We start from the raw sequence: 26462 nt of genomic DNA, 5'->3' as shown, positions 1-26462 counted from the left end.
GGAATAACTAGCTATAACAAAGCAAAGATTCCTGAAATGATAGAGTACTATACTAAAAAAGGCTGCGATGTTATAAAGTTAAACGAACTAGGCACAATATAAAAAACTACTAGCTTGATATCACGATAAATATGAAGACGTGCTAATAGTTTGGAATACAGACTAGGATGTGCACTAAGCTTATAATGTAATGAAACGAAACAAATGCCACATAATAACCGGAGGCGCCTTTATAGGCTGACCTCCGGTTATTTCATTTCCTATTTTGTCATCCCCTTCCTCTGGTGGATTTCAAAGCCAAGTGCGACCAGCAAGAGTATCAGGCCCACTGGTAGGTAGAAGCTTGGGTAGACTGAATGGGTGCCGTAGATGTCGAAGACGCCTTTTAGGAAGGCGCCGAAGATGAGGGTGAGGACGCCCATCTTGTAGGCTGCCTTGGCGTTTTCTGATCTGAGGAAGTACTTATGAAGTTTTTGGGCTAGTAGATTAGGTATGACGACGATTGTTCTCATTGTTTTACACCGCTCACCTCTGGGGGGGAGCTTTCTCCTTTCCTTAGTGCTAACTCTAATGTACAGCATGAACCTGAAAGCTACTTAAAAGCAGTGGAAAAAAATGAAGAAACTATTTAAAATAGAGATGAGTAGACAAATGAGTTTAAAGGCAAGCTAAAGATTAAGCTGGTATCGAAATTAAGGGGAAAATATAATAGACATAGGCGTTGGAGAAGGATTACCTTTTCGAAGGAGATAGCTAATGATACATCTAAAAGATATCACACAAGGTAATTGGAGAATCCCTCTGGGAGTTGCTCCGCACCAAGTAAAGCATGTTGCCAGCTCTATGAAGTTGCTAGCACGAGCATATGCTTATCGGAATATGGGGAGTTATGCCTGTTTGATTTATGATGATGAATTGCCGATTGGAATGGGCTTGTATTATGATTGTCCACTATTAAATGCCTATGATTTTAGCCATTTATTTATTGATGAGCGCTATCAAGGGAAGGGCTATGGCAATATCAGCACTTACTATACCACCAAGTCCTTAAGAGTAAGAAGATGAAGCCTTCCATGTCGCGCAGAGGGAATAGTCCTGATAATGAGATGATGGAGTCCTTCTTTGGCATCTTAAAATCTGAGATGGTTTATGGCAGACAGAAGTCCTACAAAACGATTGATTACTTAGCCAGAGCTATTGAGTCCTACATTCATTACTACAACCATCGCCGTATTAAACTCAAACTAAAAGGACTTAATCCTGTACAATACAGAACTAAATCCTTTGGTTAGTCGTTCTTTTATTTATTGTCTAGCTTTTTGGGGTCAGTACAGTATCAAGGCTTTTTTCTATATATGCAGACCAAATAGATGGAATTACTTACCTATAGTTTTAGACTTTCTCCTTCAATTGGCCGTCATTCATGGTGTAAATACGGTCGAACTTGTCTAAAAGTCGTGTGTCATGGGTAATCATGACAACTCCTCTCCCTTGTTCATGAGCAATAGTAGCTAACATATCAGTGACTTGATAAGCCCGTTGGGTGTCTAGACTCGCAGTTGGTTCGTCGGCCAAAATGATACTTGGGTTATTGTAGAGGGCTCGTGCAATCGCAGCACGTTGACGTTCGCCCCCAGAAAGTTCTTTGGGGTAGTTGTTTTTGACCTTGTCTAAATCCAATAGATTGAATAATTTTTGACGATCTTCTTTAACCGACCTTCCCTTATCCAAACGGTCGATTAAGTCTAATTGTTCTTTGACGGTTAGAAATGGGATTAAGTTAGAGGTTTGCAGAATAAAGCCAAACTCCTTGAAACGTAAAGCCGTTTTTTCTTTTTCAGATAACTGGTGCGTATCTTTTCCTTTTACAAGAATATCACCACTCGATGGATGTTGGAGTTGTCCGAGTGTGGTCAAGAAAGTTGTTTTCCCGGAACCTGACGGTCCAATAATGGCCACAAACTCACCAGCATTGAGATGGAAGTTTGTTTCGTGTAAAGCAACCACCTGTAAATGCCCATGCCCGTAAGTTTTCGTTACTTGTTTCATTTCAATTAATTTAGTCATCTTTTTCTCCTTATTCGGAAATAGCAGTAATTGGATCAATCTTGAGCACGCGCGGTAATGAAATCATTCCGCCAAGTAACGCCATCAAAGCAATAACCAGACTTAAGGCACCATAAGCAGCCCAATTTTGATAGGAAGGGAAGGTTGTTGGCAAGACAAAAGTAATCGCCCAGATTCCAATTAAAGCTAAGCCAATCCCAATAAGAGACAGGATGAATATTTGGCAAAATAAGGACCAAACAATGGTTCTAGATTGAATCCCTTGAGCGCGCATCACGCCATATAAGCCCAACTTTTGAATGGTAAGAATATAAATGAAGATCCCGACAATCAGACCAGTAATCACAATCATGGCAACAATCATCCCAGAGAACACATTTTTCTGAGGACTATAACCAGGAATACGGGAGATCATCTCATCCTCCGTAACCTGAGTCAATTCGTCCGCTGCAATCATTTGATCATTTTTCAAGATTAAGGCTGAAACCGAACGGCTAGAGTCAAGCGTCCCTTGTAAGGTCCAGTAGGTTGTCAAACTGCTGTATACGACAGGCGCAGTAAAAAATTTACTATTAGTAGTTAACCCCACAACCTTATAGCTGGTCTTACTCCCATTAAGCTGAATCTCGTCTCCCAGTTCGACGCCGTAGTTTTTCAAAGATTCGTCAACCACCACTTCATCATCTTGAGTTGGATAATTGCCTTCAGTTAACTTAGGTGCAATAAAGCTGTCCCAGTTTTGGGCAAAGAGAGAAAGATTGAATTTTTCACTATCGTCATTGTCTTTGAGATTTGTAACGACAGACATAAAACCAAGAGCAGCCACGTCATCCGAGAGCTTATCTTGGTAACTGGCCTCCGGGATAAAAGAAGCAGTCAAATTCTTGTTAGCATACTCAGATAAGACGACGCCTGTTGCTTCCCAGTTATCTGCAGCAATGCGATTGGCTCTAATCAATCCAAGTGCTAGGCTAGTTAAGAAGAAGACCATAAAGGTAATCAGAAAAATGGTGGATACAATAAGACTATAGCGTAATTTATTTTGCAGAATTTCTTTAATTGCGAGATACATGTGAATGCTCCTTAACTTGGTTGTGATTTGGCTCTTAGATAGCTTAAGTCTAGCCGAGCCCATTATATAAAAACATTTGAAGCATTGAATTACTGCTTGGATATCTCTTTGTAACCAATTCTCCGAGTTTAGTCCTATCAATCTACCAAAACTAAAAAGTACTGTCAAGAGAAAGGAGTCGTGGGTTAGAATCATACTAAGGGAATTAAAAGATTAACAGGAAACAATGATTATATTCATTTATGCCAGATCTTTCAATATCCTTTGTTCTAAAAAATCTTGCTGGGCTAGTATGAAGAATACGATAGATATTAAGATTTAGGAGAGAAATTATGCACCTGTTGACTCGATTAGGCTATATTTTCTATTTGTCGGACAAGCTAGATTCGTCTGATTATCCGATAAAGCCTTTTCTATGGTAGAATAAGAGACGGAAACTACGACACACACATAAGGAGTTTGACATGTCTAAGAAAGCTGTCCTCATGATGACCTTTGGGTCACCAGAAGCGATTAGCTATGAAGCAGTCGCGGAATTTTTCACCCATATTCGCCGGGGCGTTCGTCCAGAAGAAGATGAAATCAAAACGCTATATGATAACTATGTTCGGATTGGAGGTACGCCTCTACAAGCCATTACTAGGGAAGAAGTGAGGTTAGTAGCTGATGCCCTAGAAGGTCAAGCGAACGTTTATTTTGCCAATAAATTTTCGCGTCCCTTCATCCCCGATGTCATTGCACAGATGGAGGCAGATGGGATTGAAGACTGCCTCTGTTTAATCTTGGAACCTCATTTTTCCTATTACTCCGTAATGGGCTATGAGAAATTCCTAGAGAGCCAGACCATCCGCTTTCAAGTCATTAAAGACTGGTATCGCGAGCCCGCCCTGATCAATTACTGGGTAGAGGAGATTCGAAAAATTATCCAAGAAATTGGTAGTCAGACTTATCGGGTCGTTTTCTCAGCCCATAGTGTGCCTGTCTTGGCCTTGGAGTTTGGCGACCCTTATATCGATCAAATCTACGACAATAGCCGCTTGATTGCTGAAGGTCTCGGTCTTGCTCCAGACCAGTATACTAACACTTGGCAGAGCGAGAGCGATATTGGGATGCCATGGATTAAGCCAGATGTCTTGGAGTATTTGCGGGAGCAAAGCCAACATCCCGACCAGTATATCTTTGTGCCCATTGCTTTTATTAGTGAGCATATCGAGGTGCTTTTTGACAATGACGTGGAGTGTCAAGAACTCTGCCATGAATTAGGGGTGGGCTATAAGCGTCCCCCTATGCCCAATACGGATCCACGTCTGATTGAGGCCTTGCTGTCAACCATTGCCAAGCATCTCCATGGGGACTTCAAAATCCATCAAGCTGATGAGACTACTTTTGATGAGATGGCGGCGCCTAGAGACAGCGATGCGATTCTAAAAGAAGACCAAGACATCCAGATGCCTGATTTTGTTAAGAAGCTCATTGCCAAAAAGGGACGAGAAAACGTCAAGATGCCATATCTAGTCAAGAAAATGCTGGAGAAGAAATTCGGCAAGAAGTATGATTAAATAGCCCAAAATAGCCCCTAAGTTGGATGAAAATTCAACTTAGGGGGCTTTTTTAATGGGCTGAAGCTTTTCCTAGTCACCACACCCCATAAATCCTGCTCCTTTTTTCTAGGGTGGCAGGCCTAACTGCACTGTATAATCAAGCTATCAATGAGAAGGAGGCAGTCTTATGCAGCTCTATTTTGGCGATGTATCGCTTTGTTATACTTATTCTTTAGCCATGGCTTTGGAGGCTTATGGTTATGACCTGAGGCCGGAATATCTTGAGGCCCTTATGTTGATGGGGAATGGGGCTTCGATTGTCAAAGAAGATGAACAGCACCCATTAGTATTCTTCGATAACGGCATGCCGGACCTTTCGATCTCTCATGTCTTAGAAGTTCTAGGTTTTGACTATGAAGAATATTATCTAAGAGAGGGGCAAGCACTTGATCTGGATTTAATCAGAAGCAAGCTCAAAGCTCTCCTAGTTAATGGTCCGGTAGTGTTGGGGCCACTCGATATGGGGCATCTGACCTATAATCCTAACCACACTCACTTATACGGAGTGGATCACTTTGTCTCAGTTTATGATTTAGATGATGACTATCTCTACTTGCATGATCCAGCAGGTTTTGCCTGTATGAAGATTCAGTTCGAAGACTTTCTGCCAGCATGGCAAGCTCAGGCAATCGACTACAAGCGGGGTGCTTATTCTATGTGGGGCAATTTCAAGCGAGTCGCTAATCCAGACGCGAGCGCAATCTATCTGGCCACCTCGCAAATAATGGCCCAAAGATACCTGCAAGGGCAGGGAGGCGTCCTCTCACTCTACGCGGCGGCAGTGGCAAAATATGGCTTGAACGATGAGCAAAAGCAACTGCATCAGTATTTCAGCTTTAAACTGGCCGCTGTCAGAAATCTCTACCTGAGTAGATTCCTAGCAGAGCATGATAGTCTGCGTTCAAAAATAAAAGAAGACTTAGCCTCTTTATTTGGACAAGCCCACCTGTCTTGCCTAAAGGAAGATTACGAAGACTTGTCCCGCCTCTTGTTGGAGATAGCGAAATTAGATAAACAATTTAGAGCTTTATGCCTAGAAGCTAGAGATAGTTAAGTTTTAACCTCATATCCAAAACAAACCGGAGGCGCCTTTATAGGCTGACCTCCGGTTATTTCATTTCCTATTTTGTCATCCCCGCCCTTACGATTCTAAAAAGATTTGTGTTGACGCATATTATAAAATAATATATAATAAGTACACTTAATAAATAGAGGTGAAAACAATGGAATTTAGTTTCAGTTTGAAAATTAAAGCAACAAAAGAAGCTGTTTGGGAGTATTATGCCAATATTGAAAAATGGTATGCCTGGGAAGAAGATTTAAAAAAAATTACATTAAACGATGATTTTAAGACTGGATCCCATGGGACGATGGAGCTTGAAGGTATGCCCCCTATGGACTATCAACTTACACTTGTAAAAGCCTTCGAAGAATTTTGGGATAAAACAGCAACTCCTTTTGGTGACATCCTTTTTGGACACCAAATAATGGAGAACAATGATGGAAGTGTAATAGTCAAACATTCTGTATCCTTAGATAGTGAGGATAAGCAACATTTAGAATTTTTACGCCAGGTGTTCTCAGATGTCCCTAACTCTATATTTATTCTGAAAGAGCTTTTGGAAAGATAGGGGGAATTGCTGTTTGTTTACATCGAAATATAAAAAAGATTCAGAACAATCAACTGGCTTGCTGTTCATGAGGGTGTACAATAAATGGCATTTTATAATAAAAAAAGAGTTAAAGAAAATGAATCTGACACACCCTCAATTTGTTGTTTTAGCTTCGCTTGCCTATCTATCGCAAACTAATGACGAAGTGACTCAAGTCATGATTTCCAAACTTTCTGGGATAGACGTAATGACTGTTTCTCAAATATTGAGTCTATTAGAAAAATATGCATATGTAGAGAGAAAAGAACACTCCAGAGATTCAAGAGCCAAGGCTGTTATTTTGAAGAAAAAGGGAGAAGAGATTTTACAAAAAGCTGTGCCCGTAATCGAGCAAATTGATGAGTTGTTCTTTGGAAAACTAGTTGAGGATGAAGAACATTTCAAACACCTTCTTGTTAGGTTAAACGAAGAATAGATTAAACGGAATCTTGGTTGAGTTTTGCAACCAAGATTTTTTTATTTCTTACCGTGCTCGAGGATTTTTTGAAGGTACGATAATTATGATAACTAATTGTCTTATGTAATAAACAAAACCCCATCAGCTGGACAAGAGAATCCAACGGATGGAGTGCTGTTGCTCTAGTAATTAATTTCTTATTTCGCCATCTCCTTCCTCTGGTGGATTTCAAAGCCAAGTGCAACCAGTAGAAGCAGCAGGCCAACTGGAAGGTAGAAGGTCGGATAGACTGAATGGGTGCCGTAGATGTCGAAGGCACCTTTTAGGAAGGAGCCGAAGATCAGGGTGAGGATCCCCATTTTGTAGGCTGCTCTGGCGTTTTCTGAGCAGAGGAAGTACTTATGAAGTTTTTGGGCGAGTAGATTAGATATGACGACAATTGTTCTCATTGTTTTACACCGCTCACCTGTGGGGGAGCTTTCTCCTTTCCTTAGTGCTAACTCTAATTTAAAGCATGAACCTAAAAGCTACTTAAAAAGCTAGGAAAACTTAGCAGTGATAGCTAGATTGTGTGATGGATATCCTCAATCGCTAGAAGTAGACACTTAGGAAGAGATTTTTTGAGATAAAAGGAGCTTGTCAACGCCTTTTCTTCTATTAAAGTGCTATAATAAAGTAAGAGCCACCTAGCTTACTGGATAGAGGCTAGATGGAAGCTATGAAGATTTTGGAGGCACTTATTTATGGGATTTTTAGCTTATGACAAGAATGAAAAACTAGCATTTAACTTCAAGAAAGCCTGTGGTTTGTGGTTAATGGCCGTTGCGTCGGTGATTGGGGTGGCGACCTTGATTGGTGGCGAGCAGATTATCAACATGCAGGTTTTCAGCATAGGCTACATTGTCAGCTTTTTCGCTATCAACCAGAACAAGTCCTTGCTTAATAAATTATCAACGGGTAGCTCTAGCCCCTTCCAGAAGAAAGTAGCCCTTTATGCGGTCATTTTACTCTTTGTCCTAATGGCCATCTTAGGCGGTCCCTTCTTCGCAAGCGAGAACTGGCGCCTAATCTGGCTAGGAGCCTTGATGGCTACTGCGCTACACTTCTTCCCCTTCTATTTCGTACATGGCAAATCCATGATTTATCTAGCCCTAGTTTGCGCCATCAATATTGCGGTGGGCTACCTCTTCCCTAATATTTCCATGGTGGTCATCGCCTATGTGGATGCTGCCATCAAGTTTGCCTTCGGGGCCTATCTCTACTTTTTCTCGCAAGCATCTCAACAAGCATAAATAGTTCATTATACCTTTTAACCTATTGTTAAAAGGTAAATTTTTTAAAAATATCAGCTAGAGGAGAGACCTCATGTTCAAAAACACCAAAACCATCATTCTATCCCTCGGCCTTGTCTTAGCTCTAGCAGCCTGTAGTCCTAAGCCGAGTGGCCAAGAAGCAGGTCCTGCTCATCCCAGCTATTCCAACCTCAATAGTCCAAGTAGCTTGGAAGAAGTGAGGACCCTCTTGTCTGCTCATTTGGACAAGGATAGCGTTGAGGAATTCCTCAAACTCGTCAAAGACTACAATGACATTGTTGGACCTAGCGGGCTCAAGGGGGACTTCACCGAATTTACCAAGACGGACTACGATGTAGCCAAGATTAATCCACTTTGGCATGAGCAGAAGGGAGATTTTATCGGGACTAATTGCCGCATTAACAGCTATACCTTGCTCAAACACACCATTGAGATTCCGCCAGTCAGCCAGGATGATGAGCTACTCTTCATGGATAATGACGCCATCGACAAGGGACATGTCATGGATGCCAAGGATAAGGCGGCCTTCAATATCCTCTTCTCCCGGGTTAAGACCGAGGCTACCCAGGACGTCAAGGTCCACGCCAAGCATATGGCGCAATACCTGTCCCAGTTCAAGTTCAACGACAAGGTTAGAATGCTGTCGGTAGTTTTGCACGACAATCTGGATGGCGACAGTCTCTTCATTGGCCATGTCGGGGTCTTAGTTCCAGCCAAAGAGGGCTATCTCTTCCTAGAGAAGCTGACCTTCGAAGAGCCTTATCAGGCCATCAAATTTGCCAGCAAGGAAGAGGTCTATCAATATCTGGGAACCAAGTACTCTGACTATACTGGCCCTGGACTGGCCAAGCCCTTTATAATGGACAATGATCAGTGGGTGGAGAGGGCTCAATAGCTAGTTTATCGCCATTACCATAAGTTCTAGGGACTCGATGGGATAAACAATCAGAGAACTCAGACCGGATGAGGGCAATCAATTAGATAAGCTTGTATATGAGGCCATCTTGTTCTTAGTATAGCAGAATGGTCACCACCAAGAATGAAAGGAAAAAATAATGCAACAATTAGACCAAGTCTATGACCAACTTCCGATTATATCTTTTGAAAAGAGACAAGAACTACATGATTGGTTACTAACCAATGAACAGACTTCGCCGGGTATTTGGATTCGAATTTTTAAAGCTAAGTCCAAGTTGCCATCGGTGACCTTCCATGAGGTCTTGGAAGAAGGGTTATGCTTCGGCTGGAGTGAAAGCATGCTACGGTCCTATGATGATCTGTCCTATCTACAGAAGTTTACACCTCGTAAGGGCAAGTCCACTCAGTCTGAGCGGAATTTAAGACTGGTTGACAAGCTAGCAGCCGAGAATCGTATGCGACCTTCGGGCTACTCGGCTTTAGGTTTAAAGCCAAAAAACTAGATTTACTTTGTCTGAAAGGAGCAACCCATATGGACAAGGACCTGACTCAATTATCTTTAGAAGAACTCTGGCGCCTGTTTCCAATCTTCCTAGTGGCGCCTAAGCCCCAGTGGGAGACCAATTATCAAGAAATGGAAGTGCGACTGGAACAAGTCCTAGGAGATTTGCCTCTGGTACGTATCAGCCACATTGGGAGCACGGCCATCCCAGGCATCTGGGCCAAGGATATTGTCGATGTTCTAGTCGAGTTAGCACTCCAAGCGGATTTGCGCCTAGCCAGTGATTGCTTGATTCAGGCTGGCTTTCTTAAAATGTCGGAGTCAGAAGGCCGCATATCCTTGAACTCGGGTTACACCCCAGAAGGCTTCGCGGATAAGGTCTATCACATTCACTTGCGCTACCAAGGAGATCACGACGAGCTCTACTTTAGGGACTATATTAGGGAACATGCCCAAGTAGCCAAGGATTATGAGGCCCTCAAGTTAGCTCTCTGGTCTCAGTATGAACATAATCGTGATGCCTACACCGATGCCAAGACTGACTTCATCCAAACTTGGACGCGCCAAGCCCGTCAGGAATACGGGGAGCGCTATGACAAAGGAAAAACAGACGAGTAATTTAGCTCTAATATTGCAACAAAGGGCAGAAAAGGAAGGAAATTGATTAATGTGGATACCTTATAAAAAATTAGTCTTCTACGGCGCTTATCTGCGCCAAGTCCAGAAGGAAGCAGACCGTCGCTTGCTGGCCGAGTATGACCTCTCTAGTGGGCAGCTGACCTGGAAAGAGGAAAGTCCCACTGACCTAAGCCGGCGTGTGGCCTGGACCCTGTGGTCTTTAGGCTTGGTCATCTTGCCCTTGCTAGCCGGGCGCATCATTCGCTGGCTAGGTTATGATGCGGGGCGTCAGCCACACTACCCGGATAGATATCTAGGTAGACTGGGGGCAGTGGCCTTGCCTCTGCTCTTGGGGCTCTTGTTAGCACTAGTATATGAAGGCGTGGCAAGCCATCTCAGAGTCCAAGTCAAGTCAGTGCCAGCGCCAAATCTGGCTACTCAGCGTGCCATCTTAAACGATTTTCGTGACCAGACCCTGCGTTTTAATGGAGCCTTACCAGGACGCCAGCGGCCTTATCTGGTTAATAGTCTCTTGTTGTTAGGCTATCTCTTTGGTCTTGTGCCCCTAGTTTGGGGGCTCTACTGGCAACCTGTCCTAGTCTCGTCCTTTGTAGCTCGTCTGGGAATTCTAGCTTTTCTCCTATCCTTGTTGCCAAGCTTTATCTTGACTCTCGTGCTTAAGTCCTGGGTCATCCAGCGTCTCTTGCGGGATTTAGACTGGTAAGCTTAAACTTTCAATAATGTAAGATAACCCGGCCAACTGTAAGCTCAGCTTATGGTTGGCCGGGCTTTTTGGGTCTAAACTTAAGCTAAGAAAACTTAAAGGAGCATTCCTATGAAGAAATTAAATGCCAATCAAATCAAATACTTGTTGGCAGCCCTCATGGTTTTAGACCATCTGCCCCATGTGCCCGGTCTGGTGCCACCGCTCTGGGAGGGCATCTTTCATGCCATGACGCGCTGTGTGGCCGCGGGCTTTGCTTATTTTGCGGTAGAAGGCTTCATTCATAGTCGCAATCTAGACCGCTACCTAGCCCGGCTCTGGACTGTTGCGGCGACTATGGCGGCCGGCAACTGGCTGCTCAATAGTCTCTTGGCCAATCGTGGCGTCCATATCAGCAATAACATCTTCCTGACCCTAGCTCTGGGGGTCAGTATTTTAGCTTTGGCTTTTCCAGGCCAAAGTCTGACGCAAGAAGCCAAACGTCTCCGTTGGGCTGGCGCAGGCTTGCTCTTCTTAGCTGGCCTCTTGCTGACAGAAGGGGGCATGGTGGTACTACCCTTTATCTTGATTACCTACTGCTGCCGTCAGCGCCAGGGGCTACGGAACTTGCTTTATCTGGGGCTAGCCTTGATTCTTTTTGCCCTCTCTTACTCCACCTACGACAGTTGGCAGGAGACCCTCACCATGTTGCTCTATAACTCTGATTGGATCTTCATTAGTGTCTTGCCTCTCTTAGCCCTCTACAATGGCCAAAGAGGCAAGCAGTCAGCCTTCAACCGCTACTTCTTCTATGTTTTCTATCCGCTCCATCTCTGGCTTCTAGCCTTGGTGGCGGCGGGTCTAGCTAAATAGGCCTTTCCTTGCTTGACGAGCTCAAATAGGTTAGACTAGGGCTAGGTACTCCAGTAACCAAGGTGACTCCCCCCTGCATCGGTCACCCAAGGAGGTAAAGTATGAAAAAATTACATCTAGTCTTAGCTAGTCTAGCGACCGCCACTAGCTTTTTACTAGCTCCTCAAATAGCCTGGGCTAACCAATCAGACGATAGCCAAGAGTCCAGTTCAGCGGTCTCAGAGTCCAGCAAGGAGTTAGAAAACAAGGAGCAGGAAGAAGCCTTCTTCAAGACCCTCTTGAAGGTGGAGCCTACTGCCATTGAAAAGGGCCAAGATAAGATTTTCGAATCATCCAAGAACTGGATGTATGAAGCTGTTGATGGCAAGGAGCCCCCTAAGCCAACTGAACGTCCCTACAAGATTCCCGAGGATTGGAAGATGCATCCATCCTTGACCAAGGACGACCGTCGGGATATAGGTTATCGCATCATGACGCCTGGCATGAAGGGTTATGTCAATCTCTATACCTTAGAGGCCTATACGACTTCCCCCCTCAAGGGTGGCAAGTTGCTCACCGATAAGGAACTGGAGGAGCGTCTCAAGTCAGACAGGCCAACTCCCATCTTCCAAGAATCGATTGAAATCGACGGCAAGCAATTTCAGGCCCGCTATGAAGTCGAGCCCGAACACGACACGGCTTGCCTAGTCTTCTACCGCTTAGAGGATACGGGTAATCAAGATGATTCTGTCGTAGTCGGAGCCCTCTATTTCCCCTTGGAACGGGACCAAGACCTAGAGACGGCCATCAGCCAGCAAGTAGGCAATCTCAAGGGGATTTTAAGCCAATTGAGTAAAGATAAGTAAGGTGGTCTAACAACTAGTCCTATGACCATAGTGAGGTTAATGCCTTTAGTCGAGGCCTATCAATTAAGACAAGAAAAAGAGGCCTAGGGCCTCTTTTTTAATGATCTAGATAGAAATAAATATCAGCTTTTCCTTCTTGAGCCGTTCCCGTGTAGACTCGAGTGTCTAAGCCACCTATCTGGAAGCCATAGGCAAGATAGAAGCGACAAGCAATTAGGTTATTATCTTGGCCAATGGTATAAATCCCGCGCGAGCCACGTTCCTTGGCGATTTGACGCCCTCGGTCCAGCAATTGGCTAGCAATTCCTTGCCCACGGTAGGCACTAGTGACCTTGAGGTCAGCTAGGTAGCTATAGGCAAAGAAGCCATCCTGGAAGATGGCCAGACCAAGGCAAGTTTCCTTGTCGAAGGCACCTAGGGCAAAGCCAGCTTGGTTGATCTGCTGGAGGTCATAAGTCTCATCCGGGAAGCGCATGAGGCTGATATCATGGTCGGCCAGTAGCTGTTCCTGGTAGGACCACACACCCTCCTTGTAAGAGGGGAGAAGTTGGCCAATAAGGGTGAAATCTTCATTGGGGAGTTGAAGAGCGGTCTGGCGCTCAGGAGTAATTAAATGGATATCAATCATAGGCTGTCCTTTCTGCTGGAAGGGAATCTGTTACTTTGCCCCAGTCTAGTCTCTGCCATGAAATTTGTCAAGGTCTGGCCGATAAGAGGGGGAGACTCTGGCAATAGATAGGAGGCGTGAATTAGTAGGACGTGTGCCCGGTTTAGGGTGCAATATATAGTTAATAGTTATATCAGATTCTAGAAAAATAGTCTAAGGGAATAAGTTCTTCTATCTTGTTTTGCCTCAATGAACTTTGTTATACTGCCTTTACAGTAACTATTAGCTCTTAGTTAGGAGGAAACAAGATGTCAGATTTACTTTCACTCTATGAAACACTCAAGTCCAAAAAATGGGTTGACCTTAGCCATGTCATTAACGAATCTAGCCCCCACTTCCCGGCGCTACCAGCCTTAGAGAAGGAAGACCTCTTCACCCTTAAGGATGGTTTCCACGTTCAGAAAATCTCGGTGGTGGGCCAATACGGCACCCACATTGACGCTCCAATCCACTTCGTGGCAGGCGGCCGCTGGTTGGATCAGATTGAGCTCAAGGACCTGCTCTTGCCTCTCTATGTTATTGACAAGTCGGCTCAAGTGGCGGAGAACCCTAACTACATTCTGACCAAGCAAGACATCCTAGATTTCGAAGCAGAACACGGTCAAATTCGCCCAGAAAGTTTTGTAGCCTTCCGGAGCGACTGGTCTAAGCGTTGGCCAAGCCAAGAGGCTATGCGCAACCTAGATGATGCCGGTGTTCAGCAGAGTCCAGGTTGGAGTCGCGAGGCCTTGGAATTTCTGATTAAGGAACGCCAAGTCAAGGCAGTGGGCCATGAGACCTTTGACACCGATGCTGGTATTCCGGCAGCGGAGCATGGCTTAGTTAACGAATACTATCTCTTGGAGCAAGATATCTACCAAGTAGAAGTCTTGAATAATTTGGACCAAGTGCCAGCCACTGGTGCCTTGATTAGTGTCCACTTCCCACATTGGGAGCAAGCGACTGGTTCACCTGTGCGCGCCATTGCTATTTTACCTTAAGCCAATAAATGAGGTCGGATTCTTGGAGTCCGGTCTCTTTTTTATGGGGATGTGTGGCAAAAGGCTTTGTTTGACTCAGCTAGGGCTTGGTGTATACTAGGGCTAAGAAGTTTATAAGGGGGTGAGGCTATGACCAGACGAAAAATTAAGTTACTAGATTGCGATGATTTGAGAAAGCAGTTAGATTTCGACTACCAAGCCGCTAGTCAAGAGACTTGTGCCCGCTTCGGCCGGGATTTGGTCGAGCACTTGATTGAATTGACGGGCTCCAAGGTAGGGCAGGAGCCTGATGTTGAGGCAGGCTGGGCTGTCAGCCAAGCTTGTTTGGCCGGCCAAGCCCGTATGCACGATGTCAGACAAGCTGGCTTCAAGATACACGCCCTGGCCAAGCAAGCTGAAAATCCCATTGAGCAAGCCCTTTTGCGGGTCATCGGCCATGCAGTGGCGACCGCCCATATGAAGGAGCACGCCATGGTCGCCAGTGATTATGCGATTAAACTTATTAACCTAGCCCATCCGGATGACCTAGCAGCAGTACAAAAGGAACGCCAGTGGCAGTTAGCTTGGTGGCGAGACAAAACAGACGATGACAGAGCCTAGCTTCTGTCATCGTTTTTTTAGGAGCATCAATAGCTCCCAACTATCTCCTCTTCTAGAAAGAATCTTATATAACAGATGCGGTCAGAAGATGTTGATAGGCCGGAGTAGGGCTTTACTTTTCTTGTATTAGGTCAGAATCACGAACATTTAAGGACAAACTATTTAAACTTACTAGTGCGGTTTGCGCCCCAGAGTCAAGAGAGTATATAATAAACCCAGCAGGACTATATTGATTAAATTAGGGGATTGATTAGTATGACCGAAGACTATTTGTATTTTGGATCTGATTATTTAGAGGGAGCACATGAGCGGGTTTTGGAGCGATTGATAGAAGTCAACCGCCAACCGGCTGCGGGTTATGGCAGTGATGGCCACAGTGAGCGGGCCTATGACTTGATTCGTCAAGCCTGCGACTGCCCTCATGCCACGGTCCATTTCTTTGTAGGGGGAACTCAGACTAATTCGACTGTGATTCGGGCCCTCTTACGGCCTTATCAAGGGGTCTTGGCGCCGGATACAGGCCATATTAATGTCCATGAAGCGGGCGCGATTGAACTAGGGGGCCACAAGGTTTTGCCCCTGCCTAGCCATGAAGGTAAGTTGACCGCCCAAGCGGTTGAGGATTGGGTGACGACTTTCTATGCGGATGCTAACCATGTCCATTCAGTCTATCCTGGCATGGTCTATGTGTCGCAACCAACCGAGCTAGGCACCCTCTATAGTCTGGCGGAATTGGAGGCCTTGTCAGCGGTTTGCCGTCAGCACCAGCTCCCCCTCTTTATTGATGGGGCGCGACTGACCTATGCCCTGGCCAGCCCAAGTAACGATGTCAGTCTAGCAGATTTGGCGCGTTTGACGGATGTCTTCTATATTGGCGGGACCAAGTGTGGGACCCTGCTAGGGGAAGCCGTGGTGATTTCCAACCCAAGTCTGCTGCCACACTTCTTCACCGTCATGAAGCAGGGGGGCGCGGTCCTAGCCAAAGGCCGAGTCTTAGGGGCTCAATTCGAAGTCTTGTTCGAGGATGGCCTCTACCAGGTCATCGGCCGCGAGGCGGTGGCAGCTGCCCAGACTATTCAGGATTGCTTAGTCGCCAATGGCTACGAGCTAGTCAATCCTTCGGTGACCAACCAGATTTTTGTCCGCCTACCTAAGGTCTTGGTGCCAATCTGGTCGGACAAGGTCCAATATGCGACCTGGGAACTGGCTGAGGATTATGTCGTGGCCCGTCTGACAACGGCTTGGTCTACGCGACCAGAGCAGGTGACGGCACTATGCGACTTCATTGCCCAGCATCCAGTTCAAAGCTAAGTTTATTTTGACCGCCTTGATAGGATGCGGTCTTTAGTAAAAGCGAGAAGGTGACTGCCGATGCAAGACTATATCAAGCGCCTGGAGGCGGAGTTCTCACTGATTGAAAAAGGCTTCAAGGAAGAGGAGAAAAGGGCTCAAGCGGATTATGCCAGTCAGGATTGGGATTATATCAAGCAATTGGCCATGCAGGCCTATCAATCAGAAACCTATCAAGTGCGCATGTATGCCGTCTTCCTCATGGGCTACCTGTCCCAGCAAGAGGACATACTGGCTTATTTGAGAGAGCAGGTCTGTCTAGACCCTAACTGGCGGGTTCAGGAAGTATTGGCCAAGGCCTTGGACCATTACTGCAAGACCACAGGCTACCAAGCAGCCTTGCCGGTCATTGATGAATGGCTAGGCCATAGCCAGGCTAATACCAGACGGGCAGTTACGGAGGGACTAAGAATTTGGACCAGCCGGCCTTATTTTAAGGACCATCCCCAGGAAGCCATTGTGCGTATCGCTCGCTTGAAGCGGGATACCAGTGACTATGTCCGCAAGTCGGTCGGCAATGCCCTAAGGGACATTAGCCGGAAATTTCCTGATCTCATTCAAGCGGAGTTAGCAACTTGGACCTTGGATGGCAAAGATATCCAGCAGGTCCATAAGCTAGCCAGCAAATTTCTAACAGCATAAGAAAAAGGCCATAGTCTATGGCCTTTTTGTCATTATTCGGCAGTGTCTTGACGTAGTTCCCAGTAGTGATCCAGCTTGTCTAGCAAGAGGTCCAGGCTAAAATAGCCAGCTTCTTGCAGGTAGCGGCGGCCGTCAATGTAGACTTGCAGGGTAGGCGCGGACAGGATTTGTTCCTGGGCGGCTACTTGGGGCCACTGGCTTAAGTCGATATAGCGTAGGGTAGCTTGGGGATGGCTTTGAGCCCATTCATCCAGTCTCAAGGCCAAGCTAGCGCAGGGTGCGCATTGGGGTCTAGCGAATTGGAGAATGAGGAGCTGAGACTGGGCCTTGAGTTGGGCCAAGTCTTCGTGGGCTTGGAGTGCTTGCATGTGGATCCTCCTTAACAGATTGTACTTTTTATGGTAGCATGGTGTCTGAGACTGGGCAAGTGAGGTGCTTGCGTCCATAGGAGGAGACGGGAATGACAGATTTGAATTTAGCAGCTCTAGAGGCCTATCTAGCAGAATGGAAGCAGCGACCATGATGACCTATATTTGGCTCTATCTAATCCTGATTAATCTGCTGACGGCCGCAGTCTATATCTGGGACAAACATCAGGCGGTGGCCCACCGCTGGCGAGTGCCGGAAGCCCGCCTACTAGGCCTAGCTGCCATAGGTGGCGCCCTAGGTGCTCTCCTAGTCATGCAGATTTGGCGTCACAAGACCCACAAATGGCCTTTTGCCTTGGGGGTCCCTCTTATGATGATTCTTCAGGCCGTCCTTCTCATTTTCCTTGTATTTGAGTGGCTCCCTAAGCTGGGGCATTAAGCTAGTACTAGTTAGCGTCAAGCTCATGGCTTGGCGCTTTTTTCATGAAATTTCCGATTGTTTTCAGAAAGTGATACAAATTTCTGCCGCCAGGGTCTTGTATAAGAAAAATAAGTGTGTTAGAGTATTTTCTAATAAAACTTTAATCATTCACTTAGTTATATCTAAGTGATAAGGAGGACGCTTATGGAATTTGTACAAGTCGTACGTAGTACACCCGGACAATATATCAGTGAAAAAGGAGCTTTGGCTTCTTTAGCAGGCATTTTAAAGAACTTCGAGCGTCCCTACATTATTACCGGGGAGAAATCTTACGCTGCCTTTCTTAAACATTTACCTCAACCGCTAGAAGGTGTGCAAGTCTTACGTTATGACCACACAGCCAGCTATGAAGATATGGACCGCTTGGCTCAGTTAGCAGCCGATGCCGATGTGATTGTGGCCGTCGGTGGGGGCAAGCTTTGTGACACCGCCAAGGGAACGGCTGACCGCCTCCACTGTGAAGTGGTGACCGTGCCGACGATTGTAGGGACCTGCGCGCCCACTACACCGGTCGCGGCTGTTTACCATCCTAATGGGGTTTTTAATGACGTAGCCTACTTCAAACGCACTCCTTATGCTTGCGTGGTGGACTTAGATCTCCTAGTTGAGTCGCCTAAACGCTACTTCGAAGGGGGTATCTGTGATACGGTGGCCAAGTGGTATGAAGCCGAAAGTATCACCCGTCATTTGCCTGGGGCTCTAGAGGCCAATGTGGAATTGGGTTTGGCTGCTGCCAAGGTAACCAAGGATATTCTGCTTCGTGACACCCATGCTGCCTTGGCTACTCATGCCTTGGGCGTGGTCAACGACACCTTCAAACGCGTGGTCGACACGGTCTTCAACGTAGCCGCTGCCGTGGGTTGCTTTGCCTGCGAATATGGCCGTATGTCGGGGGCGCATGCCGTTCACAATGCCCTGTCACAATTTGCCGAAACCCACACCATTGAACATGGGGTCAAGGTGGCGTATGGGCTGCTGGTAATGTTGGCGGCCATGGGCGAAGAGGGCGAAACCAAAAAACTCATCGACTACTGCAAAGACAATGGCTTCATCTATTCCTGGCAACAACTAGGGGTTCAAGAGGATATGGAGACTGCCGTAGCTAAGATGGCTGACTTCGCCGCCTCCGACAAGGAAACCTTCAAACTGGCGGTGCCTGGCGTGACACCTGAGCAAGTCCAAGCGGCTGTATACCAGGTAGAAGCCCAAGCCAAATAATTCTAATTTCTGCTTCCATAAGATCGGTCCGGTCATTCAGTTCGCCATAAGCTGAATGAGCGGGCTTTTTTGTCGAGTGACTTGGCCCAGAGAATTCCATAGCTTGCAGGGCCAGAATTTGCTATAATAGGAAGGAACGAGACATAGTAGTAAAGGAGCTAAAGGCATGACCCAACGCGATAATAATATATCCTATCAAATCGACTCCATCCTGACCGACGTTAGTCAGGACCAAGTCCAAGAAGACAAGCAAATTCGCCAAATTAACGAAGACCATCTGCTGATTAAGGAGGAACCTTATCAATTGGTCCTCAACTATCGTGAGGGCTTCGACTTGCTAGCTTTCGAGAATCGCTACCAAGAATACTTCGAGAAGTTCGACTTCATCGTGGGGGACTGGGGCTTTGAACAGTTACGCCTGCGAGGCTTCTATCAAATCGGCCAGGCCAAGGTGCCCAAGGACCAGACCATTGATTTCCTAGAAGACTACCTCAATGAATACTGTAACTTTGGTTGCCGTTACTTCGTCCTAGCCAAGGAGCGGGAAGTGGCTAAATACGCCAAACTTAAAGACAAGGCTAAGACTAAGCCGGCCCCAATCGATAAAAAGGTGGGCGAAACCAAGCAGTTAGCTAAAATCCAAGTCAAGGAAGATCCTAACCGCTTCAAGGGCAATAAGGTGGATGCGCCAGCCAAGGGTGGCAAGAAGCCGTTCAAGAAGCGTAACCGTCGCCCAGCCGTTAGCGATCAGGCGGCCCCTAAACAGGCGCCAGCCGCTGCCAAGCAACGTAAGAATAACTTTGTCATCAAGCAAAAGAACAAAACCAACCCTTAGGAGGTCCCTATGAAAGACTACGCAGGTTATTTGATTGATTTAGATGGAACGGTCTACTTCGGCAAGAATCGTATTCCGACAGCCGAAGCCTTCATTAAGAAGTTAGTGGCGCAAGACATTCCCTTCCTCTTCATTACCAATAATGCGACGCGCTCGGCTGCTCAAGTGGCCCAGGCCCTCAGCACCCAGTATGAATTGCCTGTAACCGAGAAGCATGTCTATACCTCCGCCATGGCCATTATCGACTATCTACATGCCCACCATGAGGGGCAAACGGTCTATGTAGTGGGCGAAGCGCCCCTTAAGGAACAAGTGGCAGCAGCCGGCTTCAGGCTAGTGGAAGATGAATCGGCCCAAGTGGTGGTCCAAGCCTTGGACCGCCATACCACCTATGAAGCCCTGTCCATTGCGGTCCTAGCTATCCGTAATGGTGCGGCCTTCTTGGTGACCAATACCGACAGCAATATCCCAACTGAACGGGGCATGATGCCAAGCTCAGGGGCCTTGACTTCCTTTATCCAGTATGCCAGTCAGGTAGAACCGGTCGTTATGGGCAAACCTTTCAGTCCTATTCTGGAGGGCGGTCTCCATACCCTGGGCTTGACCAAGGATCAAGTCCTCATGATTGGTGATAACTACGAGACCGACATCAAGGTGGGGATTAATGCCGGTATGGATACTTTGTTAGTTCTGACAGGCTTTACTCAAGAAGAAGATCTCAATTCCGTGCCAGTGCAACCAACCTACGTCCGGCCAGATCTGTCCACTTGGGAGCTCTAGTCATGGAACAAATATGGACCTGGATTCGGGCGGGAGTCAGTCTCTTGGGTGGCCTGGCCAATGCCGTTCTGGGCACCGTCATCTTAGCGCCTCTGCTCTATGGGGCCTATCTGCAACTAGGCTGGGTTCCCCACATTGCAGGCCTGTCAAAGGTGGCAATCTATGATGACTTTATGCGCATCTGGACCTATCTCTGGCAAGTCTGGCGGCCCAGCCTGGAGCTGGCGCACTTTGCCAGTTCAGCCGGGGGGCGCCAGCACTTTGCTGAGGTTCGGACGCTCATAATCGGCCTGGTCTTGTTAGCTCTCCTGTTCAATGTCCTCATCTGGCGTTGGGCCCGTCAAGGCCAATTCAACTCCTGGTCCTATTGGCAGGCGCTTAAGCAGGGTCAGTGGGGCCTAGCCCTCTTAGCGAGCGGCATTATCCTCTTCTTTGACCAAGCCTTTGTGGTCTTCCACCGGCTCTTCTTCGCTAATGAGCTCTGGCTCTTCGATCCGCGTCTGGACCCCGTCATCTGGATTCTGCCCCAGTCTTATTTCTTGGGGCTGACGGCACTTATTCTGGTTCTCTATGGCCTAGGGTCTTGGCTTTTCGCAAAGTCTTTCGCTCCTCAAACATCCTGAGCATCCTGAGCACGCTAAGCTCAGGCTTATGTTATAATGAAGGTAACCTAACAGAGGAGGAAGTAAGTATGAGCAAAAAAATTTCATTATCAACCGTCGTGAACACAGGTGGCCGTGATGGCGAAGTTAAATCCGTAACCGGGGACTTAAACCTTAAGACTAGCATGGCTAAAAAAGAAGGCTACACCAACCCTGAAGAACTCTTCGCCGCTGGTTTATCTGCCTGCTTCAATGGGGCTTTGTCCTTCCCATTACAACGTGATGGCTTAGGCGACCGTCAACGTCAAGTGCGCGCTGAAGTAGTGCTCTTAGGCGACCTACCAGATACTAACAGCTTGCACCTAGCAGCTAAATTAATTGTATCCATTGAAGGTTTGAGCCCAGAAGAAACCTTACGCTATGTTCAAGAGACAGAAAACATCTGCCCTTATACTAAGGCAGTTAAAGGCAATATTGAAGTAGAATTAGTAGCTGAATAAGCAAAATAAAGACGAGGCCTAGGCCTCGTCTTTTTATCTATCCTCGAAAAGGGAGGAACTGTGAACATGTAGATTGTTGCGCTCTGGATAGAGGCTGGCCATGGCGTGGCTAATCGCTGTAGTGGCTTCACCAAAACCAGTCGCAATCAGCTTGGTCTTGCCTTGGTATTGGGCAATATCCCCGATGGCATAGACAGCTGGCAAATTAGTTTGGTGGCAGCTGCCGGTCTCGATAGTCTGACGCTTGATGGTAAGGGGCCACTTGGCGATTTCGCCCAAGGAAGAGACGAAACCATAGCTAACGATGAAGTCATCGACGGATAAGTCGACGCTTTCTTCTTGGCGTGGCACTTGCAAGGTTAGGTGGTCAAGCTGGCCGTCTTGGCCATGGAGGGCAACTGGAATATAAGGGGTCCAAATCTTGACGCTAGAAGCTTCTAGCAAGCTAACGCTGTGTTCGTGGGCCCGGAATTGGGGTCTGCGGTGAATTAGGTGGACTTGCTTAGCGTAGGGTTCAAGGGCTAAGGCCCAGTCAACCGCCGAGTCGCCCCCGCCACAGATGGCTACGACCCGATCTTGGAAGGCCTCAGGTTGGCGGACAAAGTAATGAAGCGATTTTCCTTCAAAGTCTGACGCCTCGGGCAAGTCCAATTTACGAGGACGGAAGGCCCCGTTGCCTACGGCGATAATAACCGCGCGGCTAAAATGACTGGCTTGCGGGGTCTGAATTTCATAGTAGGGCTTGCCGTCCTCATCTTCATGTTGGATTAGTTGACGGGCTTCCTGGCCGGTACAGATGGTGGTGTCGAAGTGGCCCAGTTGTTGAATCAGGGACTGGGTGAGGTCGCCCCCCTTGATTTGGTAGTGGGCCGGAATATCGTAGATGGCCTTCTCAGGATAGAGGTGGGCTGGCTGGCCACCCAGTAGGTCCAGGCTTTCGATGATTTTGGTTTTGGCCTGGCGCATGCCGGCGTAAAAGGCAGCATAGAGGCCGACCGGCCCGCCACCGATGATGGTGATGTCGTAAATTTGAGACATAGTAGGGACTCCTTATTCAATCATAGTTTTTAAGGCAAAAGAAAAGGGCAAGTCCAGGGTCCTTGCACCAGATTTCTTAGAGACTGAGATAGATGGCCCGGCTGACGAAGGCGACTAGAACGCCGACTAAGACGCCGACCACCACTTCGGTGGGGCGATGGCCCAGGTATTTTTCGATGATCATATCTTCATAGTGATCGATGTCGTGGCTTTCTTGCAGACGGCGGAAGTCAGCTTGGATCTCCGGGTCTTGCAGGCGACGCTTAGCTAAGAGGTTGAGCAGAAGACCCTGCTCACCACTCTGGCGACGCACGCCCATGGAGTCAAACATGACGATGACCCCGAAGATAGTGGCAATGGCCACCAGAGGGGATTCAAAGCCGTATTCCAGCACCAGGCTGGTAATCAGGCTGCTAACTGCGGCCGAATGGGAACTTGGCATGCCGCCAGTGGTCATGACAATATTTACTTTGACCTTATGACGGTTAGTCACGAGGGCAATAGGGTATTTAATAGCTTGAGTGAAGAGAATCGCGACAAGAGATGTCAGCAATATGGTATTCATAAGTGGGGGGGTCCCTCCTTCTCCTTATACAGGTATCTATTAGATAATATCAAAAAATGCGACTTGAAACTAGTAGGAAGCCGTAAATTCTCAAGAAAAATCATGAGAAGGTCACTTTTGATTTGAATCTGACGGGATTTAGTGTATCATATAGATGATATTCAACCATTAACAATAGGAGGATGATTCATGACATATCCACAACTTGATCTGGCCCAAGCCAGCTTACATGCTTTAATTAAAACCAACCACGGTGACATCAAGGTAGCCCTCTTCCCAGAACTAGCACCTAAGACCGTGGCTAACTTCGTTGGTCTTGCTAAGCAAGGCTACTATGACGGCGTGATTTTCCACCGGGTCATTGAAGACTTCATGATTCAAGGGGGCGACCCAAGCGGTACCGGTATGGGTGGCGAGAGCATCTATGGCGAGAGCTTCGAAGATGAGTTCTCACGAGAGCTCTACAACTTGAAGGGGGCCCTTTCCATGGCTAACGCAGGGCCTAATACTAACGGCAGCCAATTCTTTATCGTAACAGCTAGCAATGTACCAAGCACCATGTTGGGCCAAATGCAGGAACTGGGCTTCCCTGAAGAAATTGTGGCAGCCTATGCGACAGAGGGTGGGACACCTTGGTTGGACCAACGCCACACGGTCTTCGGTCATGTGGTAGAAGGCATGGATGTCGTCATTGCAATCAATAAAGTTGTTACCGGTCTCCAAGATAAACCGGTAGAACCTGTTGTGATTGAGACGATTGATGTGTTAGAATAAGCAAGGATGGTGACATCCTATGACTGAATTTAAAATAGGCGATATCGTTGAAGGCCAAATCACAGGCATCCAAAATTATGGCGTCTTCGTAGGTCTCTCGCCAACCGAACAAGGTCTGGTTCATATTTCCGAGTGCAAGCATGGCTACATGAATGAGCTCAGCAACCAGATTAAGGTAGGCGACAAGGTCAAGGTCATGGTCATTGATATTGATGAATATACCAAGAAGATTAGCCTGTCCATGCGGGTCTTGATGAAGCTCAACACCCCGCCGTATCCAGCCCGGACCAAGAAGCGCGCCAAGCGCCATTTGCCTGACATTGGTTTTTCCAGTGTGGCTAAGAAGTTACCGGAGTGGATTGACAGCGCCCTTCAATCCATTGAAGAAGATCGCTTTGAAGTCAAGCAACAAATCAAATAAACTAGTCCAATACTAGCTAGACAAGAGGTAGGAAAAAATGGCACATATTAAATTTGATTACTCTACTGCCAAAAAATTCTTTGGCGAACACGAACTAACTCAACTCCAAGACTACGTGACCGTAGCTGACCGCCAATTGCGTGAAGGTACAGGGGCAGGTAGCGACTACACTGGTTGGGTGACTTGGCCTGAAGCATACGACAAGGAAGAATTTGCCCAAGTACAAGCAGCTGCTGAGAAGATCCGTCAAGATTCTGATGTCTTAGTGGTTATCGGGATCGGGGGTTCATACCTAGGCGCTCGTGCAGCCATCGAGTTCTTGAACGATAGCTTCTATAATATGAAAGCTGGCCGTAAGGGGATGCCACAAGTGGTCTTTGCTGGTAACAGCATTTCTTCTACTTATTTACATGACTTATTAGACTTGATTGGCGACCGTGATTTCTCCATCAACGTTATTTCTAAATCAGGGACCACTACTGAACCAGCCGTTGGTTTCCGTGTCCTCAAGGAAAAATTAATTGCTAAGTATGGTAAGGAAGAAGCCATCAAACGTATCTATGCAACCACTGACGCTAAGCGTGGGGCCCTCAAGGCAGAAGCCGACCAAGAAGGTTACCAAACTTTCGTTATCCCAGATGCAATCGGCGGACGTTTCACTGTCTTAACACCAGTTGGTCTCTTGCCAATCGCGGTTGCGGGTGGCGACATCCAAGCTATGATGCAAGGGGCAGCAGCTGCTATGGCCGAATACAGCCAAGCAGATTTAGCAAGCAACCAAGCTTACCAATATGCGGCGATTCGTAACTTACTCTACCGTAAAGGTAAAGTAACCGAACTCTTGGTTAACTACGAACCAGGTATGGCCTTCTTCAACGAATGGTGGAAGCAACTCTTCGGTGAATCAGAAGGGAAAGACTTCAAGGGCATCTACCCATCAAGTGCTAACTTCTCTACTGACTTACACTCCTTGGGTCAATACATCCAAGAAGGCCGTCGCAACATCTTCGAGACGGTTGTCAAGGTTGAGACGCCTCGCCATGACGTGGTCATTCCAGAACAAGAAGTTGATACCGATGGTTTAGGTTACTTACAAGGTCAAACCGTTGACTTCGTTAACACCAAAGCCTTCCAAGGGACACTCTTGGCTCACATCGATGGCCAAGTACCTAACTTAGTCGTAAGCATCCCAGCTATGGACGCCTACAGCCTAGGTTACTTAGTATACTTCTTCGAAATCGCAGTGGCTATTTCTGGTTACCTCAATGGGGTTAACCCATTCGACCAACCAGGGGTAGAAGCCTACAAGAAGAACATGTTTGCCCTCTTAGGCAAGCCAGGTTTTGAAGACTTAGCTGCAGAATTGAACAGCCGCTTATAAGACTTTCTACTATAATAATAGGCAGAATCAAGCAGGGATCCAGATGGACTTCCCTGCTTGTCTTTTTCTACCACTATATCTTGTGGCCAAAGAGGGCCCCAAAGAGCCTTAAACACAAGTTTTCAAATAGACCAAAAAAGATGAAAAAAAAGTGGTTGACACTAGTAAGTGGACCATGGTATATTACTAGAGTCCTTACGACAGCGACAGCTGAAAAAGCTGCTGGCTAATTCCTAAAAAGGGCTTGACCTGAAGCGGTTGTAATGATATTATAGAGTAGGTCTGAGAGCTAACGAACATTCACTGAAAAAAGTTCCAAAAAGAGCTAAAAAGTGTTTGACAAGCATAGCCGAGACTGATATGATATATGAGTTGCTACCAGCAACAAGCACTGACCAAAAACTTCGAAAAAAACTTCTGAAAAGTTGTTGACAGGAAGTGAGGCTTGTGCTAATATATAGAAGTTGTCACGTGGTGACGACGAGCACATTGAAAACTAAACAAAGACACACCAAGAATGTGAGGGTCATCGAGGAAACTTGATGAACAACCAACAATTCGGCAGCAGACAAGCTGGGTAAAAAACAAGCTAGTAAAGAAATGAGTCAAGTAGACTTATGAATTTTTTCATGAGAGTTTGATCCTGGCTCAGGACGAACGCTGGCGGCGTGCCTAATA

The 26462-nt window shown here is 46.7% G+C and carries 33 protein-coding genes and 1 pseudogene; 26 read left to right on the top strand and 8 right to left on the bottom strand.

The features are described 5' to 3' along the window. Window positions 1-260: 260 nt before the first annotated feature. Window positions 261-512 carry a hypothetical protein gene (locus Q0339_RS04010; RefSeq protein WP_298077515.1) on the bottom strand — a complete coding sequence of 84 codons (252 nt, stop codon included), beginning with the start codon at window positions 510-512 and terminating at the stop codon, window positions 261-263. A gap of 244 nt (window positions 513-756) precedes the next feature. On the opposite strand from Q0339_RS04010, the gene Q0339_RS04005 reads away from it, so the two are divergent. Both Q0339_RS04005 and Q0339_RS04000 read left to right on the top strand, forming a co-directional pair. Continuing rightward, complete coding sequence (locus Q0339_RS04005; RefSeq protein WP_298077514.1) at window positions 757-1065, top strand: hypothetical protein; 309 nt, start codon at window positions 757-759, stop codon at window positions 1063-1065. Continuing rightward, window positions 999-1292 (top strand): annotated as a pseudogene (locus Q0339_RS04000) (IS3 family transposase); the annotation flags it as partial. The gene Q0339_RS04005 and the pseudogene Q0339_RS04000, both read left to right, overlap by 67 nt. Window positions 1293-1392: 100 nt before the next feature. Here the strand turns inward: Q0339_RS04000 and Q0339_RS03995 are convergent. Then, the gene (locus Q0339_RS03995) at window positions 1393-2067 is read right to left on the bottom strand and encodes an ABC transporter ATP-binding protein (protein ID WP_298077513.1); all 675 of its coding nucleotides are present in this window, start codon (window positions 2065-2067) and stop codon (window positions 1393-1395) included. Window positions 2068-2077: 10 nt separating this feature from the next. Then, window positions 2078-3139 carry an ABC transporter permease gene (locus Q0339_RS03990; protein WP_298077512.1) on the bottom strand — a complete coding sequence of 354 codons (1062 nt, stop codon included), beginning with the start codon at window positions 3137-3139 and terminating at the stop codon, window positions 2078-2080. A 464-nt stretch (window positions 3140-3603) separates the two neighbouring features. Here Q0339_RS03990 and hemH point away from each other — a divergent pair, with 464 nt between their 5' ends. The 4 genes from hemH to Q0339_RS03970 all read left to right on the top strand — a co-directional run bounded on the left by hemH (window position 3604) and on the right by Q0339_RS03970 (window position 6828). Then, a complete protein-coding gene (gene hemH, locus Q0339_RS03985; protein ID WP_298077511.1) occupies window positions 3604-4698 on the top strand; it encodes a ferrochelatase in 1095 nt (364 codons plus the stop codon). A 169-nt stretch (window positions 4699-4867) separates the two neighbouring features. Further along, on the top strand, window positions 4868-5794 hold the full coding sequence (locus Q0339_RS03980) for a peptidase (RefSeq protein WP_298077510.1): 927 nt from the start codon (window positions 4868-4870) through the stop codon (window positions 5792-5794). A 169-nt stretch (window positions 5795-5963) separates the two neighbouring features. Continuing rightward, entirely contained in the window at window positions 5964-6371 is a 408-nt protein-coding gene (locus Q0339_RS03975) for a polyketide cyclase (protein WP_298077509.1), read from the top strand. Window positions 6372-6438: 67 nt separating this feature from the next. Next, the gene (locus tag Q0339_RS03970) at window positions 6439-6828 is read left to right on the top strand and encodes a MarR family transcriptional regulator (protein ID WP_298077648.1); all 390 of its coding nucleotides are present in this window, start codon (window positions 6439-6441) and stop codon (window positions 6826-6828) included. Window positions 6829-7007: 179 nt separating this feature from the next. On the opposite strand, the gene Q0339_RS03965 is transcribed toward Q0339_RS03970, so the two are convergent. Continuing rightward, the gene (locus Q0339_RS03965) at window positions 7008-7259 is read right to left on the bottom strand and encodes a hypothetical protein (protein ID WP_298077508.1); all 252 of its coding nucleotides are present in this window, start codon (window positions 7257-7259) and stop codon (window positions 7008-7010) included. 294 nt (window positions 7260-7553) lie between these two features. On the opposite strand from Q0339_RS03965, the gene Q0339_RS03960 reads away from it, so the two are divergent. The 7 genes from Q0339_RS03960 to Q0339_RS03930 all read left to right on the top strand — a co-directional run bounded on the left by Q0339_RS03960 (window position 7554) and on the right by Q0339_RS03930 (window position 12582). Next, window positions 7554-8102, top strand: coding sequence for a DUF6609 family protein (locus Q0339_RS03960; RefSeq protein WP_298077506.1), 549 nt, complete (start codon window positions 7554-7556; stop codon window positions 8100-8102). A gap of 73 nt (window positions 8103-8175) precedes the next feature. Continuing rightward, on the top strand, window positions 8176-9018 hold the full coding sequence (locus Q0339_RS03955; RefSeq protein ID WP_298077505.1) for a DUF4300 family protein: 843 nt from the start codon (window positions 8176-8178) through the stop codon (window positions 9016-9018). Window positions 9019-9178: 160 nt separating this feature from the next. Beyond that, complete coding sequence (locus Q0339_RS03950; RefSeq protein ID WP_298077503.1) at window positions 9179-9544, top strand: hypothetical protein; 366 nt, start codon at window positions 9179-9181, stop codon at window positions 9542-9544. A gap of 29 nt (window positions 9545-9573) precedes the next feature. Continuing rightward, window positions 9574-10161, top strand: coding sequence for a GrpB family protein (locus tag Q0339_RS03945; protein ID WP_298077502.1), 588 nt, complete (start codon window positions 9574-9576; stop codon window positions 10159-10161). Window positions 10162-10210: 49 nt separating this feature from the next. After that, window positions 10211-10885 carry a hypothetical protein gene (locus tag Q0339_RS03940; RefSeq protein ID WP_298077501.1) on the top strand — a complete coding sequence of 225 codons (675 nt, stop codon included), beginning with the start codon at window positions 10211-10213 and terminating at the stop codon, window positions 10883-10885. 111 nt (window positions 10886-10996) lie between these two features. Beyond that, on the top strand, window positions 10997-11737 hold the full coding sequence (locus Q0339_RS03935; RefSeq protein ID WP_298077500.1) for a TraX family protein: 741 nt from the start codon (window positions 10997-10999) through the stop codon (window positions 11735-11737). Between the two features lie 101 nt (window positions 11738-11838). Further along, window positions 11839-12582: a hypothetical protein gene (locus tag Q0339_RS03930; RefSeq protein ID WP_298077499.1), complete on the top strand. Its 744-nt coding sequence runs from the start codon at window positions 11839-11841 to the stop codon at window positions 12580-12582. Window positions 12583-12679: 97 nt separating this feature from the next. Here Q0339_RS03930 and Q0339_RS03925 read toward each other — a convergent pair whose 3' ends face one another. Beyond that, window positions 12680-13210 (bottom strand): GNAT family N-acetyltransferase, encoded by a 531-nt coding sequence (locus tag Q0339_RS03925; protein ID WP_298077498.1) that lies wholly within the window; start codon window positions 13208-13210, stop codon window positions 12680-12682. Window positions 13211-13497: 287 nt separating this feature from the next. Between Q0339_RS03925 and Q0339_RS03920 the strand changes: the two genes are divergently transcribed. The 4 genes from Q0339_RS03920 to Q0339_RS03905 all read left to right on the top strand — a co-directional run bounded on the left by Q0339_RS03920 (window position 13498) and on the right by Q0339_RS03905 (window position 16821). Next, window positions 13498-14229 carry a cyclase family protein gene (locus Q0339_RS03920; RefSeq protein ID WP_298077497.1) on the top strand — a complete coding sequence of 244 codons (732 nt, stop codon included), beginning with the start codon at window positions 13498-13500 and terminating at the stop codon, window positions 14227-14229. A 129-nt stretch (window positions 14230-14358) separates the two neighbouring features. Further along, on the top strand, window positions 14359-14829 hold the full coding sequence (locus tag Q0339_RS03915) for a putative immunity protein (RefSeq protein ID WP_298077496.1): 471 nt from the start codon (window positions 14359-14361) through the stop codon (window positions 14827-14829). Window positions 14830-15084: 255 nt separating this feature from the next. Then, the gene (locus Q0339_RS03910; protein WP_298077495.1) at window positions 15085-16140 is read left to right on the top strand and encodes an aminotransferase class I/II-fold pyridoxal phosphate-dependent enzyme; all 1056 of its coding nucleotides are present in this window, start codon (window positions 15085-15087) and stop codon (window positions 16138-16140) included. Between the two features lie 60 nt (window positions 16141-16200). Next, entirely contained in the window at window positions 16201-16821 is a 621-nt protein-coding gene (locus Q0339_RS03905; protein WP_298077494.1) for a DNA alkylation repair protein, read from the top strand. A 32-nt stretch (window positions 16822-16853) separates the two neighbouring features. Here Q0339_RS03905 and Q0339_RS03900 read toward each other — a convergent pair whose 3' ends face one another. Next, window positions 16854-17189, bottom strand: a complete 336-nt coding sequence (locus Q0339_RS03900; RefSeq protein ID WP_298077493.1) for a thioredoxin family protein — start codon at window positions 17187-17189, stop codon at window positions 16854-16856. A 151-nt stretch (window positions 17190-17340) separates the two neighbouring features. Between Q0339_RS03900 and Q0339_RS03895 the strand changes: the two genes are divergently transcribed. From Q0339_RS03895 to Q0339_RS03870, 6 genes are all read left to right on the top strand, one after another. Continuing rightward, on the top strand, window positions 17341-17628 hold the full coding sequence (locus Q0339_RS03895; RefSeq protein ID WP_298077492.1) for a DUF1294 domain-containing protein: 288 nt from the start codon (window positions 17341-17343) through the stop codon (window positions 17626-17628). Window positions 17629-17814: 186 nt separating this feature from the next. Continuing rightward, window positions 17815-18888: an iron-containing alcohol dehydrogenase family protein gene (locus tag Q0339_RS03890; RefSeq protein ID WP_298077490.1), complete on the top strand. Its 1074-nt coding sequence runs from the start codon at window positions 17815-17817 to the stop codon at window positions 18886-18888. A 166-nt stretch (window positions 18889-19054) separates the two neighbouring features. Beyond that, window positions 19055-19723 carry a YutD family protein gene (locus tag Q0339_RS03885; RefSeq protein ID WP_298077489.1) on the top strand — a complete coding sequence of 223 codons (669 nt, stop codon included), beginning with the start codon at window positions 19055-19057 and terminating at the stop codon, window positions 19721-19723. Between the two features lie 9 nt (window positions 19724-19732). Further along, window positions 19733-20503, top strand: coding sequence for a TIGR01457 family HAD-type hydrolase (locus tag Q0339_RS03880; RefSeq protein WP_298077488.1), 771 nt, complete (start codon window positions 19733-19735; stop codon window positions 20501-20503). 2 nt (window positions 20504-20505) lie between these two features. After that, window positions 20506-21126 (top strand): TIGR01906 family membrane protein, encoded by a 621-nt coding sequence (locus tag Q0339_RS03875; RefSeq protein ID WP_298077487.1) that lies wholly within the window; start codon window positions 20506-20508, stop codon window positions 21124-21126. Between the two features lie 68 nt (window positions 21127-21194). Next, complete coding sequence (locus Q0339_RS03870; protein ID WP_070755835.1) at window positions 21195-21605, top strand: Ohr family peroxiredoxin; 411 nt, start codon at window positions 21195-21197, stop codon at window positions 21603-21605. Window positions 21606-21638: 33 nt separating this feature from the next. Here the strand turns inward: Q0339_RS03870 and Q0339_RS03865 are convergent, their stop codons facing one another. Next, window positions 21639-22643, bottom strand: a complete 1005-nt coding sequence (locus Q0339_RS03865) for an NAD(P)/FAD-dependent oxidoreductase (protein ID WP_298077486.1) — start codon at window positions 22641-22643, stop codon at window positions 21639-21641. A gap of 76 nt (window positions 22644-22719) precedes the next feature. Beyond that, window positions 22720-23208 carry a divergent PAP2 family protein gene (locus Q0339_RS03860; RefSeq protein ID WP_268445553.1) on the bottom strand — a complete coding sequence of 163 codons (489 nt, stop codon included), beginning with the start codon at window positions 23206-23208 and terminating at the stop codon, window positions 22720-22722. A gap of 189 nt (window positions 23209-23397) precedes the next feature. On the opposite strand from Q0339_RS03860, the gene Q0339_RS03855 reads away from it, so the two are divergent. From Q0339_RS03855 to Q0339_RS03845, 3 genes are read left to right on the top strand one after another with little or no spacing between them, the layout of a single operon-like run. Beyond that, window positions 23398-23982, top strand: a complete 585-nt coding sequence (locus Q0339_RS03855; RefSeq protein WP_023392269.1) for a peptidylprolyl isomerase — start codon at window positions 23398-23400, stop codon at window positions 23980-23982. A 19-nt stretch (window positions 23983-24001) separates the two neighbouring features. Beyond that, complete coding sequence (locus tag Q0339_RS03850) at window positions 24002-24403, top strand: CvfD/Ygs/GSP13 family RNA-binding post-transcriptional regulator (protein WP_023392268.1); 402 nt, start codon at window positions 24002-24004, stop codon at window positions 24401-24403. A 37-nt stretch (window positions 24404-24440) separates the two neighbouring features. Continuing rightward, the gene (locus Q0339_RS03845) at window positions 24441-25784 is read left to right on the top strand and encodes a glucose-6-phosphate isomerase (RefSeq protein ID WP_298077485.1); all 1344 of its coding nucleotides are present in this window, start codon (window positions 24441-24443) and stop codon (window positions 25782-25784) included. The last annotated feature ends 678 nt before the right edge of the window (window positions 25785-26462 follow it).

This window comes from uncultured Abiotrophia sp., from assembly GCF_938010525.1.
In the GTDB taxonomy this organism is placed as follows: domain Bacteria; phylum Bacillota; class Bacilli; order Lactobacillales; family Aerococcaceae; genus Abiotrophia.
Note: the sequence above shows the minus strand (reverse complement) of the source record. Positions and strands in the feature narration are given on the sequence as shown.